General features: G+C 71.6%; 16 protein-coding genes and 1 tRNA gene. 12 read left to right on the top strand and 5 right to left on the bottom strand.

What is annotated here, in order from left to right; all coding sequences use genetic code 11:
• Positions 1-7 precede the first annotated feature (7 nt).
• The gene (locus tag DEI89_RS07445) at positions 8-1,108 is read right to left on the bottom strand and encodes an ABC transporter ATP-binding protein (protein ID WP_110903424.1); all 1,101 of its coding nucleotides are present in this window, start codon (positions 1,106-1,108) and stop codon (positions 8-10) included.
• 263 nt (positions 1,109-1,371) lie between these two features.
• On the opposite strand from DEI89_RS07445, the gene DEI89_RS07440 reads away from it, so the two are divergent.
• Complete coding sequence (locus DEI89_RS07440) at positions 1,372-2,397, top strand: thioredoxin domain-containing protein (protein ID WP_110903423.1); 1,026 nt, start codon at positions 1,372-1,374, stop codon at positions 2,395-2,397.
• A 22-nt stretch (positions 2,398-2,419) separates the two neighbouring features.
• On the opposite strand, the gene DEI89_RS07435 is transcribed toward DEI89_RS07440, so the two are convergent.
• Positions 2,420-3,313: a neutral zinc metallopeptidase gene (locus DEI89_RS07435; RefSeq protein WP_110903422.1), complete on the bottom strand. Its 894-nt coding sequence runs from the start codon at positions 3,311-3,313 to the stop codon at positions 2,420-2,422.
• A 161-nt stretch (positions 3,314-3,474) separates the two neighbouring features.
• On the opposite strand from DEI89_RS07435, the gene DEI89_RS07430 reads away from it, so the two are divergent.
• Complete coding sequence (locus DEI89_RS07430; RefSeq protein ID WP_110903421.1) at positions 3,475-4,416, top strand: 2-deoxy-5-keto-D-gluconate 6-phosphate aldolase domain-containing protein; 942 nt, start codon at positions 3,475-3,477, stop codon at positions 4,414-4,416.
• Between the two features lie 11 nt (positions 4,417-4,427).
• On the opposite strand, the gene DEI89_RS07425 is transcribed toward DEI89_RS07430, so the two are convergent.
• On the bottom strand, positions 4,428-5,192 hold the full coding sequence (locus DEI89_RS07425; RefSeq protein WP_110903420.1) for an NAD(P)H-hydrate epimerase: 765 nt from the start codon (positions 5,190-5,192) through the stop codon (positions 4,428-4,430).
• Between the two features lie 35 nt (positions 5,193-5,227).
• On the opposite strand from DEI89_RS07425, the gene DEI89_RS07420 reads away from it, so the two are divergent.
• The 4 genes from DEI89_RS07420 (at position 5,228) to DEI89_RS07400 (ending at position 10,115) form a co-directional block, all read left to right on the top strand.
• Positions 5,228-6,013: an alpha/beta fold hydrolase gene (locus DEI89_RS07420; protein WP_110903419.1), complete on the top strand. Its 786-nt coding sequence runs from the start codon at positions 5,228-5,230 to the stop codon at positions 6,011-6,013.
• 101 nt (positions 6,014-6,114) lie between these two features.
• Positions 6,115-7,146 carry an aldo/keto reductase gene (locus DEI89_RS07415; RefSeq protein WP_110903418.1) on the top strand — a complete coding sequence of 344 codons (1,032 nt, stop codon included), beginning with the start codon at positions 6,115-6,117 and terminating at the stop codon, positions 7,144-7,146.
• A 274-nt stretch (positions 7,147-7,420) separates the two neighbouring features.
• Complete coding sequence (locus tag DEI89_RS07405; protein WP_146236706.1) at positions 7,421-8,755, top strand: hypothetical protein; 1,335 nt, start codon at positions 7,421-7,423, stop codon at positions 8,753-8,755.
• Entirely contained in the window at positions 8,736-10,115 is a 1,380-nt protein-coding gene (locus tag DEI89_RS07400) for a hypothetical protein (RefSeq protein WP_110903415.1), read from the top strand. The genes DEI89_RS07405 and DEI89_RS07400 overlap by 20 nt, the downstream gene beginning before the upstream one ends.
• 33 nt (positions 10,116-10,148) lie before the next feature.
• On the opposite strand, the gene DEI89_RS07395 is transcribed toward DEI89_RS07400, so the two are convergent.
• Both DEI89_RS07395 and msrB read right to left on the bottom strand, forming a co-directional pair.
• A tRNA-Thr gene (locus DEI89_RS07395) sits at positions 10,149-10,221 on the bottom strand.
• Between the two features lie 73 nt (positions 10,222-10,294).
• The gene (gene msrB, locus DEI89_RS07390; RefSeq protein ID WP_110903414.1) at positions 10,295-10,696 is read right to left on the bottom strand and encodes a peptide-methionine (R)-S-oxide reductase MsrB; all 402 of its coding nucleotides are present in this window, start codon (positions 10,694-10,696) and stop codon (positions 10,295-10,297) included.
• A 73-nt stretch (positions 10,697-10,769) separates the two neighbouring features.
• Here msrB and DEI89_RS07385 point away from each other — a divergent pair, with 73 nt between their 5' ends.
• From DEI89_RS07385 to groL, 6 genes are all read left to right on the top strand, one after another.
• Positions 10,770-11,246, top strand: a complete 477-nt coding sequence (locus DEI89_RS07385; RefSeq protein WP_220033144.1) for a GNAT family N-acetyltransferase — start codon at positions 10,770-10,772, stop codon at positions 11,244-11,246.
• Positions 11,246-12,301: a DUF2332 family protein gene (locus DEI89_RS07380; RefSeq protein ID WP_110903412.1), complete on the top strand. Its 1,056-nt coding sequence runs from the start codon at positions 11,246-11,248 to the stop codon at positions 12,299-12,301. The genes DEI89_RS07385 and DEI89_RS07380 overlap by 1 nt, the downstream gene beginning before the upstream one ends.
• Positions 12,302-12,397: 96 nt before the next feature.
• On the top strand, positions 12,398-12,697 hold the full coding sequence (locus tag DEI89_RS07375; RefSeq protein WP_258366198.1) for a DUF3263 domain-containing protein: 300 nt from the start codon (positions 12,398-12,400) through the stop codon (positions 12,695-12,697).
• The gene (locus DEI89_RS07370; RefSeq protein WP_110903410.1) at positions 12,694-13,293 is read left to right on the top strand and encodes a LytR C-terminal domain-containing protein; all 600 of its coding nucleotides are present in this window, start codon (positions 12,694-12,696) and stop codon (positions 13,291-13,293) included. Before DEI89_RS07375 ends, DEI89_RS07370 begins: the two co-directional genes overlap by 4 nt.
• Positions 13,294-13,536: 243 nt before the next feature.
• Positions 13,537-13,740, top strand: a complete 204-nt coding sequence (locus DEI89_RS07365; RefSeq protein ID WP_056120541.1) for a cold-shock protein — start codon at positions 13,537-13,539, stop codon at positions 13,738-13,740.
• A gap of 238 nt (positions 13,741-13,978) precedes the next feature.
• The gene (gene groL / locus DEI89_RS07360) at positions 13,979-15,601 is read left to right on the top strand and encodes a chaperonin GroEL (RefSeq protein WP_110903409.1); all 1,623 of its coding nucleotides are present in this window, start codon (positions 13,979-13,981) and stop codon (positions 15,599-15,601) included.
• Positions 15,602-15,742 lie beyond the last annotated feature (141 nt).

Genomic DNA, 15,742 nt, shown 5'->3' with positions numbered 1-15,742 from the left:
GTGCGGATCAGGCGCTGATGACGGCCTTGTCGTCGAGGCGCTCGCCCGACTCGGCGTCGAACACGTGCACGTGACCCTGCTTCGGGCTCACGACGATCGTGTCACCGATCGAGGGGTGGTTGCGACCGTCGACGCGCGTGACGATGTCGGTGCGCGTGCCGTTCACGTCGGCGTGGCCGTAGAGGTAGCCGTCGGCGCCGAGCTCTTCGACGACGTCGACCGTGACGGGCAGGCCCTCACCGGACTGGGACACGATGATGTCCTCGGGGCGGACGCCCACCGTCACCGAACCCGAGCGGGCGTTCGAGAGGGTGTCGCGGTCGATCGGGTGGTTGAGCGACCCGAAGGTGATGCCGCCCTCGACCACGGAGGCCGGCAGCAGGTTCATGGCCGGCGAGCCGATGAAGCCGGCGACGAACACGTTGTTCGGCTTCTCGTAGAGGTCGCGCGGCGTGCCGACCTGCTGCAGGATGCCGTCCTTGAGCACCGCGATGCGGTCGCCCATGGTCAGCGCCTCGGTCTGGTCGTGCGTGACGTAGACCGTGGTGACGCCGAGGCGACGCTGCAGCGACGCGATCTGCGTGCGGGTCTGGACGCGGAGCTTGGCGTCGAGGTTCGACAGCGGCTCGTCCATGAGGAACACCTGCGGCTGACGGACGATCGCGCGGCCCATCGCGACGCGCTGACGCTGACCACCGGAGAGCGCCTTCGGCTTGCGGCCGAGGTACTGCTCGAGGTCCAGCAGCTTGGCTGCCTCCTGCACGCGGGTCGCGCGCTCTTCCTTGCCGACGCCGGCGATCTTGAGCGCGAAGCCCATGTTCTCGGCGACGGTCATGTGCGGGTACAGCGCGTAGTTCTGGAACACCATCGCGATGTCGCGGTCCTTCGGCGGGACGTCCGTGACGTCGCGGTCGCCGATGCGGATGGCGCCGGAGTTGACCTCTTCGAGGCCGGCGAGCATGCGCAGGGACGTGGACTTGCCACAGCCCGAGGGGCCGACGAGGACGAGGAACTCGCCGTCGGCGACGTCCAGGTCGAGGGAGTCCACCGCGGGGCGGTTGCCTCCGGGGTACAGACGGGTTGCCTTGTCATAGGTGACGGACGCCATGAGCGTTCGGTCCTCTCCACCGGCAGGTACGTGCCGGACGATCCGTAGTGAAGCGACGACCCGCGAGGGCCGGCGGATGGTCGCCGTCGACCATCGCTGCTCATACAACACGAGTTCTCGGACCGGCGCCAGTGCGCAGCTGCCGGTACCCCGGGCATTCCCTGCTGGTTGGGTGGTTCCCATCGGCCGCCACTACAATCGGCGGGTCCGTCCGCCGACCGGGGGGAGGCCGAGCGGACACCGACCAGGAGGACAGCCGCCCGATGACCAACCGCCCTGAAGGTGACGACCGCGCTCGCGACGACGATGCTCGCGATGACCGTGCTCGCGACGAGCGTGCTCGCGACGACCGCCCTCGCGAGGACCGCGCCGGTGCCGCTCGTGCCGAACGGAACGCTCGTCGTGCCGCTGCCCGCGAGCGAGCCCAGCGCACCCGAGCCCAGCAGAAGCGTCGCCAGCGTGGTGCCCGACTGGGGCTGCAGATCGGACTCGGCGTGGTGCTCGTCGCCGCCGCCACCATCGTGACGCTCGTCCTCGTGAACTCCTCGCGTCCCGCCGGCCCCGGCCCGGACACGATGGCCGACGGTGGCATCACCATCAGCACCGGTCTGAAGGCCGTCGACCCGGGCGCCGCGTCGAGCGGGCCGTCCGCGGGGGAGACCGCCTCGGCGGACCCGGTGCGGATCACCCTGTACGTCGACTACCTCTGCCCGATCTGCGGCGCGTTCGAGTCGACGAACAGCGAGTACATCGAGGGCCTGGTCGACTCGGGGGCCGCGACGATCGACATCCACCCCGTCGCGATCCTGTCGAACCGTTCGCAGGGCACGAAGTACTCGCTCCGTGCGGCGAACGCGGCGGCCTGCGTGGCGCAGGAGTCGCCTGACTCGTTCTTCGCCGTGAACAAGGCCCTGTTCGCGAAGCAGCCGGAAGAGGGCACGCCGGGCCTGACGGACGAGCAGCTCGCCTCGGTGATCACGAGCGTCCCGGGTGTCCGGCACGGCTCCACGATCGAGTCCTGCATCGACGACCAGCGCTACGGCAAGTGGGTCGACGAGCGCACCACCGCGGTGACCGGTGGGGACATCCCCGGCTCCGATCTGACGACCTTCCCGGGGACCCCGCTGGTGCTCGTCAACGGTCAGCAGTACCAGTACACGACCGCGTCGACGAACGACGAGTTCCGCACGTTCGTGGTCGGGGCCGCCGGCAGCACCGAGTCCACCCCGACCCCGACGCCGAGCAGCTCGTCGTCGGAGACCCCGTCCGCCTCCGCCACCTCGGACTGACCGGCCCGGCCGGCCGCCCGACCTAGAGCGACGAGCCGGCGACGCTCAGGGTGTCGCAGCTCGTCGCCCCGCGCTCGTAGCCGCGCTCGAACCACCGCTGCCGCTGCGCGCTGGACCCGTGCGTGAACGAGTCGGGGTCGACCTGTCCGGTCGCCTTCTCCTGGATGCTGTCGTCACCCACGGCGCTGGCGGCGGACAGGGCGTCGGCGATCTGGGCGCGGGTCACCGGCTCGAAGAACGTCGAACCGTCGGCCGCCTTCGTGGTCGCCGCGTCCCCGACCCACGCCCCGGCGTAGCAGTCCGCCTGCAGCTCGACTCGGACGCTGCCGGACGAGGCGCCGGTGCCGCTCCGGTCGGTGTCGGCGAAGGTGCCCTGGAGCTGCTGCACGTGGTGGCCCCACTCGTGCGCGACGACGTACATCTGTGCGAGCGGACCGCCCGAGGACCCGTAGGTCGACTTCAGGTCGTCGTAGAACGCGGTGTCCAGGAAGATCGCCCGGTCCGGCGGGCAGTAGAACGGCCCGGTCGCCGCCGACTCGGTGCCGCACCCGGTGTCGGTCGACCCGTCGAACAGGAAGAAGTCGGGTGTCGAGTACGACGTCCCGAGCTGTTGCGACTCGGAGCTCCAGTAGGCATCGAGCGACTCGGCGGCGCCCTCCATCCGGCACTCGACGTCGGCGTTGGCGTCGCGGCCGGTCTGGCACTCGGTGATCGGTGTGGCCTCGACGCCGCCCTGTTGGATCGGGGTGAGACCGCTCCCGCCGCCGACCAACCCGCCGATGTCGACGCCGGTGAACTGCGCGATGAGGAACACCACGATCGCGGTGACTCCGGCCGCGCCGCCGCCGATGGCCGTGTTGCGCCCGCGGCGCTTGACCTTGCCGCCCTGCAGCCGGGTGTCGTCGTTGAACGTCATGCTCCGAACGTACGGACGATCGGTCGACGCCGCCCGGAAATACGACGCCGCCCGGAACCACGACGCCGCCCGGAACCACGACGCCGCCCGGAACCACGACGCCGCCCGGAACCACTCCGACCCGAACCGAGGGGGAGCGCCGACGGAGTAGACCGGGGCACATGCCGATCCTCGACGAGACCCACCCCCTGTTCCTCCTCGCGATGGACCAGCGGTCCTCGCTCCTGAAGCACACGTACGACGAGGACTCGGGTGAGCCCGCGGACGAGGCCGAGGCCGAACGGGTCCGCGCCGGCAAGCAGCTCGTCTACCGCGGGGTCCTCACCGCCCTCGCCGCAGGAGCCTCCCGGGAGCGCACCGGCGTGCTGGTCGATGAGCTGTACGGCGCCGACGTCGCCCGACTGGTCAAGGAAGCCGGGCTGCAGCTCGCCATGCCGATCGAACGATCCGGCCGCGAGTGGTTCGAACTCGAGTACGGCGACGACTGGGTCGCGCACGTCGACGCCTTCGACCCGGACTGGGTGAAGGTGCTGGTCCGGGACAACCCCGCGTTCGACGCCGACTCCCGTGAGCAGCAGGCGCGCGCGCTCGCCGACGTCGCGGCCACCCTGCACGACGCCGGTCGCCCGTTCCTCGTGGAGCTCCTCGTGCCGGGCACCGACGAGCAGACGGCATCGGTCGACGACTACGACCGTGACCTCCGCCCGGACCTCGTCGTCCAGGTGCTCGAGTTCCTGCAGGACCACGGGGTCGAGGCGGACGTCTGGAAGCTCGAGGGCCTGGACCGTCGAGAGGACGCCGAACGCGTCGTCGCGACCGCCCGCCGCGGTGGCCGCGACAGCGTGCAGTGCATCGTCCTCGGCCGGGACGCCCCGCAGGAGCAGCTCGACGCGTGGTTGCGCACCGCTGCACCGGTGGACGGCTTCGTCGGGTTCGCGATCGGCCGGAGCAACTGGGAGGAGCCGCTCGAGGACGTGGTCCGCGAGCACCTGGACACCGAGGCGGCCGAGCAGCTCATCGCAGCCAACTACCGGCACTTCGTCGACACCTGGCTGGAGGCCCGTGGCGACGTCGAGCACGGGGTCGACGCCGGCGCGGTCTGACGCGGGACAGGTCAGGTGCGGATCAGCGGCTCCACCGCCGCCAGGTCCGCACCGATCCCGACATCGACGAGTTCGATCCGTCCGGCGAGCGTCGCCGCTGGGCCCCGGAGCAGCCCGGCCTTCACCCCGCCGAACGTGACGGTGACGTCCGCGTGCAGCACGTGGTCGTCCGCGATGCCGCCGGTGTCCACGTCGATCCCACTCGGCACGTCCACCGCCACCACGAACGGCGCCCGCTGTTCCCGCGCCAACTCGCGGAGGCCCGCCACGACCTCACGCGCCGGCGACCGCAGGGGTCCGCCGCCGCCGATGCCCAGGACGCCGTCGAGGACCAGGTCCGCCTCCAGCGCGGCCTCGCGGGCGATCTGCGCCAGCCGCTCACCGACCGGGGGCGTCGCCGCGTGCAGGATGTCCGCAGCACCCGCTGCGGAACCGGACGCCCCGTCCGCGACCGGGTCCTCCAGGAGGTGCGCCCCGGCCTCGCGGGCCGCTGCCAGGCCCGCCTCGTGGACGCGTGAGCCGACGCGCAGGACCGTGACGCGCCTCCCGGCCGTCGCCAGGCGCGCACCTGCGAACAGGGCGTCCCCGCCGTTGTCACCGCTGCCGGCGAGGACCAGCACCGACCCCGGACCGTCACCCGGACGCACCGCCGGGTCGTCGAGCAGATCGCCGACGATCGTCGCCAACCCGTCCGCGGCCCGCTGCATGAGGGGCTCGCCCGCCTCCAGGTGCGGTCGTTCCGCCGCACGGATCTGATCGCCGCCGTAGCCGTCCATGCCAGCCACTGTGCCCCCGGTACCCTGGGCAGGCCATGTCACTCGTCCCCGAAGCGCCCCGCCCCCGGGTGGTCATGTCCCCGGACGGCCTGCCGCTCGCCACCTACGACTTCGGTGACCCGGACGCGCCAGCGGTCGTCGCCGTGCACGGATTCGCCTCCGGAGCGCTGCTGAACTGGCACGCCTCCGGATGGACCCGCGACCTGGTCCGCGCCGGACGCCGGGTGATCGCGTTCGACCAGCGCGGCCACGGCGCCAGCGGGAAGCCACACGAGCCGCACAGCTACTCGATGGACCTGCTGGTCGACGACGTCTCCGCCGTCATCGACACGTACCTGCTCGACGACGTCGCGTTCCTCGGGTACTCGCTCGGCGCCCGCGTCGGCTGGCACACCGCCGAACGGATGAGCGACCGGATCTCGCGCGCCGTGCTCGGCGGGATCCCCGACGCCGACCCCATGCGGCGCGTGCGCGTCGACCAGGCCCGGGCGTTCATCACCGACGGCACACCGGTGGCGGACCGCGTCACCGACGGGTACCTGACCATGGCGGCCGGCATCGAGGGCAACGACCTCCGCGCGCTCGTCGCGATGGTCGAGGGGATGCGGGACAGCATCGAGCCGACGCCCGAGAACGCGCCGACACAGCCGCTGCTGCTCGCCGCGGGCAGTGCGGACGGCATCAAGGACAGTGCGCTGCGGCTCGCCGAGACGGCGCCGCACGCGACCTTCTTCGAGATCCCGGGGCGGAACCACTTCAACGCCCCGACGTCGCGGCACTTCCGGGAGGCGGCGATCGCGTTCCTGGGGGAACAGGACTGACGCCGGCGATCGCGTTCCTGGGCGACGGCCTGTCCGGCGGCAGCTGACGGGTACTCGTGGGCCCTCCCGCTGCGGAGGCCGCGCGGCGTAGCGTCCGCCGCATGGAACACAGACTCCTCGGCAACAGCGGGACAGTGGTGTCATCGCTGACCCTCGGCACCATGACGTTCGGCAGCGAAGCCGACGAACCCACCTCCCACGCCATCATCGACGCCTTCGTGGCCGGCGGCGGCACCTTCATCGACACCGCGGACGTGTACTCGGGCAACGAGTCCGAGCGCATCATCGGCCGCTGGCTCCAGGCACACCCCACCGAGGCGCAGCAGGTCGTCCTCGCCACCAAGGGCCGCTTCCCGCAGGGCGACGGTCCGAACGACCTCGGCCTGTCGCGCCGACACCTGCGCGTCGCGCTCGACGCCTCGTTGGAGCGGCTCGGCGTCGACCACATCGACCTCTACCAGATGCACGCGTGGGACGCCCTGACCCCGATCGAGGAGACCCTGCGCTTCCTCGACGACGCCGTCTCGGCCGGCAAGATCGGGTCCTACGGGTTCTCGAACTACCTCGGCTACCAGGTCACGAAGGCCGTCTACGAGGCGAAGGCGCACGGCTGGGCACCCCCCGTCACCCTGCAGCCGCAGTACAACCTGCTCGTCCGCGACATCGAGCACGAGGTCGTGCCCGCCTGCCTCGACGCCGGCATCGGCCTGCTGCCGTGGTCGCCGCTCGCCGGTGGCTGGCTGTCCGGCAAGTACCAGCGTGACGAGGCCCCGACCGGCTCGACGCGTCTGGGGGAGGACCCGAAGCGCGGCATGGAGGCGTGGGAGGCCCGCAACGCCGACGAGCGCACCTGGCAGGTGCTCGACGTGGTGTCCGGCGTCGCCGAGGCGCACGGTGCCTCGCGATCCCAGGTGTCCCTCGCTTGGCTGCTCGCCCGCCCGGCCGTGACCAGCGTCATCCTCGGTGCCCGGACGGTCGAGCAGCTGCAGGACAACCTCGGTGCAGCGGCCCTGGTGCTCGAGGACGCCGAGCTCCGGGCCCTCACCGACGCCAGCGCACCCCGGGTGGACGACTACCCGTACGGCACGGCCGGCGTCGCGCAGCGCGAGCGGAAGATCAGCGGCGGCCGCTGAACAGGCGCCCCGGGCAGGGCGGATCCGCGGTGCTGCCCGCCGGATGATGCGGGAAACCGCTGATGTCGTCCGGCGGCGTGGACCCGGTGGTCCTGCGGATGTCAGGATCGACGCACGGCCGGCTGGTTACCGCGCCGAGCGCCGGGAACGCCCCTGATCCGTGTTCCACCGCGCCGGAGCCCCGAGCGACCTGGTCGCTCGGGGCTCTGCTCATGCCAGGGTGCTGCTCATGCATGGGCGCTCCTCGCGGCCGGGCGGCTGCTAGCGTCCTGTGGTGCTCGAAACGACCCCCGTCCCGGTCGACGTCCGTCGTCGGCGCGCCCTGACGCACCCGATCCTGACGTGGGTCGTCGCAGCCGTGCTCGCTGTCGCCTCGAGCCTGTGGATGTGGCACCGGCTCGGCTGGCCGACCCGGGGGATCGCCTGGGCCGAGGACTCCGGCGTCTTCCTCAACGAGCGGCTGGAGCTCGGTGCCGTGCCGTCGCTGCTCCACCCGTACAGCGGCTACCTGCACCTGGTCCCGCGGATCGTGGTGGACGCGGCCGTCGCGCTCTGGCCGATCGAGGACTACGCGATGGTCGTCACGGCCCTGTCCTGCTGCGTGATCGGCATCGTCAGCGTGACCGTGTTCGTCCTGGCGCGGGACGTCGTCCGGTCGGCACCGCTCCGGGCGCTCCTGGCGGTCGTGCCCGCGATCGCGCCGATGGGTGTCGTCGAGATCGCCGGCAACACCGCGAACCTGCACTGGTACCTGCTCTTCCTGGCGCCCTGGGTCTTCGCGTTCCGGCCGCGGTCCTGGTGGAGCAGCGCGAGCATGGCCGTCGCCGCGCTCGCCATCACCCTGACCGAGATACAGGCGGCCCTCTTCGTGCCGCTCTTCCTGTTCGGGTTCCGGAGCCGCCGGGGTGTCCCGGTCCTGGCCGCCGCGTTCCTGGGGCTCGCCGCGCAGGCCGCCACGACCCTCCAGGCACCGCGTCCGCGGACCCCGAGCGACGCGAGCCCGCTCGACATCGCCGCGGGGTTCCTCGCGCAACCCGTCGCCGGCTCGTGGAACGGGGACGTGCGGGAGGTCGGCGTCACGATCGTGCACCTCGGGTGGTGGGTCGTCGTCGTGCCGGCGGTCGTGGTGCTGGCGGTGCTCGTCCTCGGACTGGTGCGACGAGGAGGAGCGAGCCGGTGGATGATCGTCGCGCTCGGCGCCGCGCCCGCCGTGCTCTGGGTCGCTGCCCTGCGGGTGAACGCCGTCCCGAGCATGTTCGCGGAGTGGAACGAGGCCTCGTTCCAGCGGTTCGGCCCCTACCGGTACGCCGCCGCGGCGTCGATGTTCCTGCTGGCCGCGGTCGTCGTCGCCGCGGACGTCTGCATCGGCCGCGGCCGTGTGGTGCTGCCGGTGCTCGGCTGGGTCCTCGTCGCGAGCGTCGTCGCCGCGGGCGTCCTCAACGTCCACGCCGAGACCCGACGGGCTGACGGACCGGTCTGGTCCACCCAGGTGCAGCGACAGGGCGCGGCCGTCTGCTCAGCCGACCCGGACGGGACGGTGCGCATCGAAGCGTCGCCGCGTCCGCGCCTGTGGACGGCAGAGGTGCCCTGTGCTCGGCTCGAGCACTAGCCCGTCCCCAGCCGGCCGCCCGATCCGGGCCGCGGTCGTCGCACTGGTCGTGCTGGTGCTCGCGACGGCCACCGCCTGGTTCCGCCTGGACCCGGTGCAACGGGCGACGCTGTGGGCAGAGGACGGCCGGGACTTCGTCTCCGCGGACATGGTCGACGGGTTCGGCGCCACCCTCTTCCGGCCGTTCGGCGGCTACCTGCAGGTCGTCCCGCGCCTCGTCGCCGCGGTCAGCAGCACGATCGCCCGCCCGGAGCACCTCGCCCAGACGGTCACGCTGCTCTCGTGTGCGGTGGTCGGTGCCGTGAGCGCGCTGCTGTACCTGTACGGTCGCACGATGCTGCGGAGCCCGGTGGCAACGTTCCTGCTCGCGGCCGTGCCCCCGCTGATCCCGACCGCGCCACGTGAGGCGCTCGGGACGATGAACAACCTGCACTCGTTCCTGCTGCTCCTGGTCCCCGTCGTCCTCCTGGTCGTGCCGCGGTCCTGGTGGACGTCGGCCGCGACCGCCGTCCTGGTCGCCGTCGTCGTGCTCAGCGAGACGCAGGCGCTGCTCTTCGCCCCGCTGCTCCTGGCCGGGATCCGCCGACGCGAGAAGTGGCCGGTCGCCGCCGCGTTCCTCCTGGCCGGCGCCGCGCAGGTCGTCACGGCGGTGCAGTACCCCCGCCCGTCGATCAGCTACGGGTCGGCGACGCCCGTGACGCTCGCGGACGTCGTCGTCGGCTTCGTCACCGTCCCGCTGACCACGGTGTGGACCACCCGGCTCGGGTCGGTGGGCGGCCTGATCAGCGCCTCGGGGATGACCCCGATCGTCGTGCTCACCGTCGTCTGCGTCGCGGTGGCCGTGGCGGGCATCGTCTGCGGTGGTGTGGTGCACCGGTGGCTCGTCCCCGCGACGGTCCTCGGGGCGGCGGCGCTCTGGTCGGCCGCGCTCCTGGTCACCCCGGCCGGCGGGTTCGCGTTCACCGAGGGTGTGGCGGACCACGTCGCTCACTTCGGCACGATCCGCTACGCGACGGTGAGCTCCGGGTTCCTGCTGCTCGCACTGGTGGTCACCGCCGACGCGCTGTGGTGCCCGGCCCGTGCTCGTGTCCCGGATCGGGGCCAGCGCCGGGCATGGATCCGTCGCGGCGCGGCCGTCGTGGTCGCCCTGGCGGTCGCGGTCCCGCTCGTGGTCAACGTCCACGACACCGGCCACGCCACCCGGTCCGACGGCCCGACGATCACGTCGCAGGTGCCCGCCGCGCGCGCCACGTGTGTGAGCCGCGGCGCCGACGGACGGGGGACCGCACTGCTCCGACAGTCGCCGGACCGATCGCCGTGGACCGTCACGCTGACGTGCGGGTACCTGCAGCGTCGGTGACCGTCGGACGGGGACCGCGCGCGTGGACCTGAGGGCCGGCAGCGGGACTTGAACCCGCAACCCCCGTATTACAAGTACGGTGCGCTACCAATTGCGCCATGCCGGCTGACCCGCCCATCGTACCGGGCAGGACACGACGACGGCGCCCGAGCCGCAGCCCGGGCGCCGTCGCCTGTTCGCTACTCCTCCGCCGAGAAGTTGAGCGAGATCGAGTTCATGCAGTAGCGGTCGCCCGTAGGGGTCCCGAAGCCGTCCGGGAACACGTGGCCGAGGTGCCCGCCGCAGTTCGCGCAGCGGACCTCGGTGCGCGCCATACCGAGGGACTTGTCCTCGATGAGCTGCACCGCTGCCGGGTCGACCGACTCGTAGAACGAGGGCCAGCCGCAGCCGGAGTCGAACTTCGTGCCGCTCTTGAACAGTTCCGCGCCACACGCCGCACACGTGTAGACCCCGGCACGCTCCTCGTCGAGGAGCTCACCCGTCCACGGGCGCTCCGTCCCGGCCTGGCGGAGCACGGCGTACTGGTCCGGCGAGAGCTCCTCGCGCCACTGGGCGTCGGACTTGTCGACGTTGTATGCCATGTGCGTACCTCCTGGTTCCGACCGGGACTCGTGTCCACCGGTCATCGTGCGTCAGATCAGTAAACTCCGGGGGATGTCCGGTCATTCCGTCCACCACGCTCGCTGGGAACACCTGACGACCGACGAACTGTACGACATCGTGCGGCTGCGGAACCGGGTGTTCGCCCTCGAACAACGGGTCACCGCCGAGGACTTCGACGGCCGCGACCGCGAGCCCGACACCGAGCACTGGTGGTCCGGCACCCCGGACGCGCCGGCCACCGGCTACCTCCGCCTGGTCCGCCCGGCAGGGGACGAGCCGCACCCCGACGGCACCGATGCCCCGACCCGGGTGATCGGCCGGGTCGCCACCCACCCGGACCACCGCGGCCAGGGCGTCGCCGGCCGGTTGGTCGCCGCAGCGCTCGCCGAACACGGGCACGAGGCGTTCGTGCTGCACGCCCAGCAGTACGTCGCCGCGCTCTACGAACGCCACGGCTTCGTCCGCTTCGGCGTCCCCTACGACGAGGCCGGCATCACCCACGTCGGCATGTACCGCCCGGCGTCCTGATGGACACCCGCGAGCGCTACCGCACCTACGCGGACCGGATCGCGTCCGTCTCGCCCGCCTACGCCGGCTGGGCCGACTCCCTGGACGACGACCTCGTCGCGCTCCTGGACGAGGTCCCCGAGACACAGCGTCAGCCGGAACTGCTATTCGCGGTCGCACGACGGCTCGGCGCCGACCCGATGGACGCCGGTTCGCTCCGCGCACTCGGCCGGGAGGCCCGCCCCGCCCTGGTCGCGGCCCTCACCACCGCCACCGTGCAGGCCAACGACCCGCGTCGGCTCGCCCCCGTCGTCCCGGTGCTCGCTGCGCTCGCCGCGGCGTCCGACCGGCCGCTCGGGCTGGTCGACGTCGGAGCCGCCGCCGGGCTCTGCTCGATCCCGGACCGGGTGACGCTCGACCACCGGCAACGCGCCCCGGAACGGACGTCGCGCCCCCTCGTGATGGGGCGCGACGTCCGTACCGGGGCGCTCGACCCGCTCGTCCGGATGCACACCGCCGTGCCCGGGCCGGCGGTGCACCTCGTCGCGGACGTCACCGGGACGCCGCCGGACCCCGCCGCGACGTCGATCCGGATCGGTGCGCGCATCGCCCTCGACCCGAACCCGATCGACCCGACGGCACCGGGAGCGCTCGAGCGACTCGCCGAGGCCGTCCCGCCCGAGGCGACGGACCGGACCGCCCTGATGGCGGAGGCATTGCGGGCGACGGTGGTCGAGCCTCCCGTCCGGATCCGTGGCAGGGTGCCGGAGGACCTGGACCGGGCGCTCGATGCGCTGCCGGACGACTGCGAACCGGTCGTCCTCACGACGGGGACGCTCGTCTACGTGCCCGGCGCCGGACGGCAGCGCTTGGTCGACCGGCTCCGTGAACGCGACGTGCGGTGGGTGGCGCTGGAGCGGACCGGCATCCTCGCCGGGGTCGCCGCGACGCTGCCGGAGGACGTGGACCCCGCGGACCCGGACGCGTTCGCGACGCTGTCCCTCGACGGCCGGGCGCTCGCCGTGTCGGACGCCTTCGGGACCCGGGTCCGGTGGTTCGGCCGCACGCTCCGCTGAGCGGGTTCCGCGACAGTCCAGCGCCGTGCCAGGGTCGACCTGCCGAGCGCCCCTACGATGTGCGAGACCTGCAACCCGTCCGCGATCGGAACCACAGTGACCGCCCTCCCCACCGACGAGCTCACCGAGCTCGCCAAGCACGTGCTCGCGTTCGAGCACGAGCGGGCACGGCACGACCGGACGAAGGAAGCGGAGATCCGCGTCGAGTTCGACATGTCGCCGACGCGGTACTACCAGGTGTTGAACCGGGTGATCGACTCTCCGGCTGCCCTGGCGTACGACCCGCAGCTGGTCACCCGGCTGCAGCGTCTCCGCCGGGCCCGGACGAGTGCCCGCGCTGCCCGCAGCTTCGTCGCGCCCCCGGCCGACCACGAAGGACGTGAAGAGGAACGATGACGAGATTCCCGCGAGACCGGTTCGACGACGTCACCGACGGCCCCCGGGTCGGGGCGCACCGCGGTGCTGCCCGTCGGGGTGGTGGATGGATCGTGTTCGCGTGGGCGGCCCTCGCGACAGGTGTCCTCGTGGGCGTCGGTGTGCTCGTGCTCGCACTCGCCAACGGCAGTTTCCAGTTCACCGAGGGCAGTGGCGGAGCGACGGCGGCCCCGTCGTCGTCGGCGTCCTCGACCCCGACCGGCGGTGCGTCGGCCAGTCCGGAGCCGTCGGGCGAGGCGTCCAGCTCCGCGCCGGCTGCCGCTGCGTCCCCCTCGGACCAGGGCGCGACGACCCTCGTGGTGCTGAACGGGACCTCGACCACGGGCCTCGCCGCGAACGCCTCCACGAAGCTCACCGGCGCCGGGTGGAAGGTGACCTCCACGGGCGACGCCGGCACCACGGGGTCGACGCAGACCATCGTCTACTACCAGCAGGAGTCGCAGGCAGCGCTCGCGGAGGGGATCGCGCAGTCGCTCGGGACCTCCGCGGTGCAGCAGTCGGCGGCCTTCCCGAACGCCGACGTGTCGGTCGTCCTCGGGGCCGACTACACCGGCTGATCCGGGGCTCTGTGTTTCCGGCACGTTGCGGATGGTGGATCGCTCCGTGAAATACGTGTCACACCCCTTGCCGAAATCGTGACACTCGGTCAGAGTCACGAGTGGTCATCCCGTGGTCGCGACAGGTCCTCATTCCAGAGGGGATGTCGCGAGATCAGGAGAGGCGACACGGCCTCGGACCCGACGGCACCATTTGCGATGGTGGCGTCGTTCGCACCAGCAGTACCGCAGGGAGCAAGGAACATGGCCAACGGAACCGTGAAGTGGTTCAACGCCGAGAAGGGCTTCGGCTTCATCACCGTGGATGGAGGGGGCCAGGACGTGTTCGTGCACTACTCGGCCATCGACATGAACGGCTACAAGGTCCTCGAGGAGGGCCAGGCAGTGACGTTCGACGTCGGGACCGGGTCGAAGGGCCCGCAGGCCGAGTCGGTCCGTCCCGCCTGAGTCGCAGAACCGCTCACGAACGCGTCGTCCCTCCGGGGCGGCGCGTTCGTCGTCTGGCGGCCGTCGTCCCGGTCGCAGCGCGGGCGGGTGTCGGGTGGGCCGACCTGTGGAAGCGGGGCGAGCCTCCCGACTGTGTTGCACTCTCGGGTGGCGAGTGCCAGAATCGGGCTTGGCACTCGGTCACACTGAGTGCCAGAACGACCCCGATGACGACGTCCGGGAGGGACGAAGAACTCACATGGCAAAGATCATTGCTTTCAACGAAGAGGCCCGACGCGGCCTCGAGCGCGGCCTCAACCAGCTGGCCGACGCCGTGAAGGTGACGCTCGGCCCGCGCGGCCGCAACGTCGTCCTCGAGAAGAAGTGGGGCGCCCCCACGATCACGAACGACGGTGTCTCCATCGCCAAGGAGATCGAGCTCGACGACCCGTACGAGAAGATCGGTGCGGAGCTCGTCAAGGAGGTCGCCAAGAAGACCGACGACGTCGCCGGTGACGGTACGACCACCGCAACGGTGCTCGCCCAGGCGCTCGTCCGCGAAGGCCTCCGCAACGTGGCCGCCGGTGCCGACCCCATCTCCCTGAAGCGCGGCATCGAGAAGGCAGTCGAGGCCGTCTCGGCCCAGCTGCTCGCCGACGCCAAGGAGATCGAGACCAAGGACCAGATCGCCGCCACCGCGTCGATCTCGGCCGCTGACCCGACCATCGGCGCGCTCATCGCCGAGGCCATCGACAAGGTCGGCAAGGAAGGTGTCGTCACCGTCGAGGAGTCGAACACCTTCGGCACCGAGCTCGAGCTGACCGAGGGCATGCGCTTCGACAAGGGCTACCTGTCGCAGTACTTCGTCACCGACCCCGAGCGTCAGGAAGCCGTCTTCGAGGACGCTTACATCCTGATCGTCAACTCGAAGATCTCGAACATCAAGGACCTCCTGCCGGTCGTCGACAAGGTGATCCAGGCGGGCAAGCAGCTCCTGATCATCGCCGAGGACGTCGACGGCGAAGCCCTCGCGACCCTCGTCGTGAACAAGATCCGCGGCATCTTCAAGTCCGTCGCCGTCAAGGCGCCGGGCTTCGGCGACCGCCGCAAGGCAATGCTGCAGGACATCGCGATCCTCACCGGCGGCCAGGTCATCTCGGAAGAGGTCGGCCTCAAGCTCGAGAACGCGACGCTCGACCTCCTCGGTCGTGCCCGCAAGGTCGTCATCACCAAGGACGAGACCACGATCGTCGAGGGTGCCGGCGACGCCGAGCAGATCGCCGGCCGCGTCCGTCAGATCCGCTCCGAGATCGAGGCGACCGACTCCGACTACGACCGCGAGAAGCTCCAGGAGCGTCTCGCGAAGCTCGCCGGTGGCGTCGCAGTCATCAAGGCGGGTGCCGCGACCGAGGTCGAGCTCAAGGAGCGCAAGCACCGCATCGAGGACGCCGTTCGCAACGCGAAGGCAGCCGTCGAAGAGGGCATCGTCGCCGGTGGTGGCGTCGCCCTCATCCAGGCCGGCAAGGTCGCGCTCGACTCGCTCACCCTCGAGGGTGACGAGGCGACCGGTGCGAACATCGTCCGCGTCGCCATCGACGCCCCGCTCAAGCAGATCGCGCTCAACGCCGGTCTCGAGCCGGGTGTCGTGGCCGCCAAGGTCCGCGAGCTCGAGTCCGGTTGGGGCCTCAACGCCGCGACCGGCGAGTACGTCGACCTGATCGCCACGGGCATCATCGACCCCGCCAAGGTGACGCGTTCGGCGCTGCAGAACGCTGCGTCGATCGCCGGTCTGTTCCTCACGACCGAGGCCGTCGTCGCCGACAAGCCGGAGAAGAACCCGGCCATGCCGGCCGGCGACCCCACGGGTGGCATGGACTTCTAGTCCGGACCTGCTCGGCAAGGGCCCTCGTACGCTTCGCGTGCGGGGGCCCTTCCGCGTGCGCGGGTGCGGGCGCGGCGGGGCCGACGGGGGCCACGAGCGGGCGGCGGCGGGACGTCGTCTTCGTCTTCGTCGTCGTCCTCG

Origin of the sequence: Curtobacterium sp. MCBD17_030, from assembly GCF_003224255.1 — a bacterium.
GTDB lineage: Bacteria > Actinomycetota > Actinomycetes > Actinomycetales > Microbacteriaceae > Curtobacterium.
This window is presented reverse-complemented; position numbering and strand designations above follow the sequence as displayed.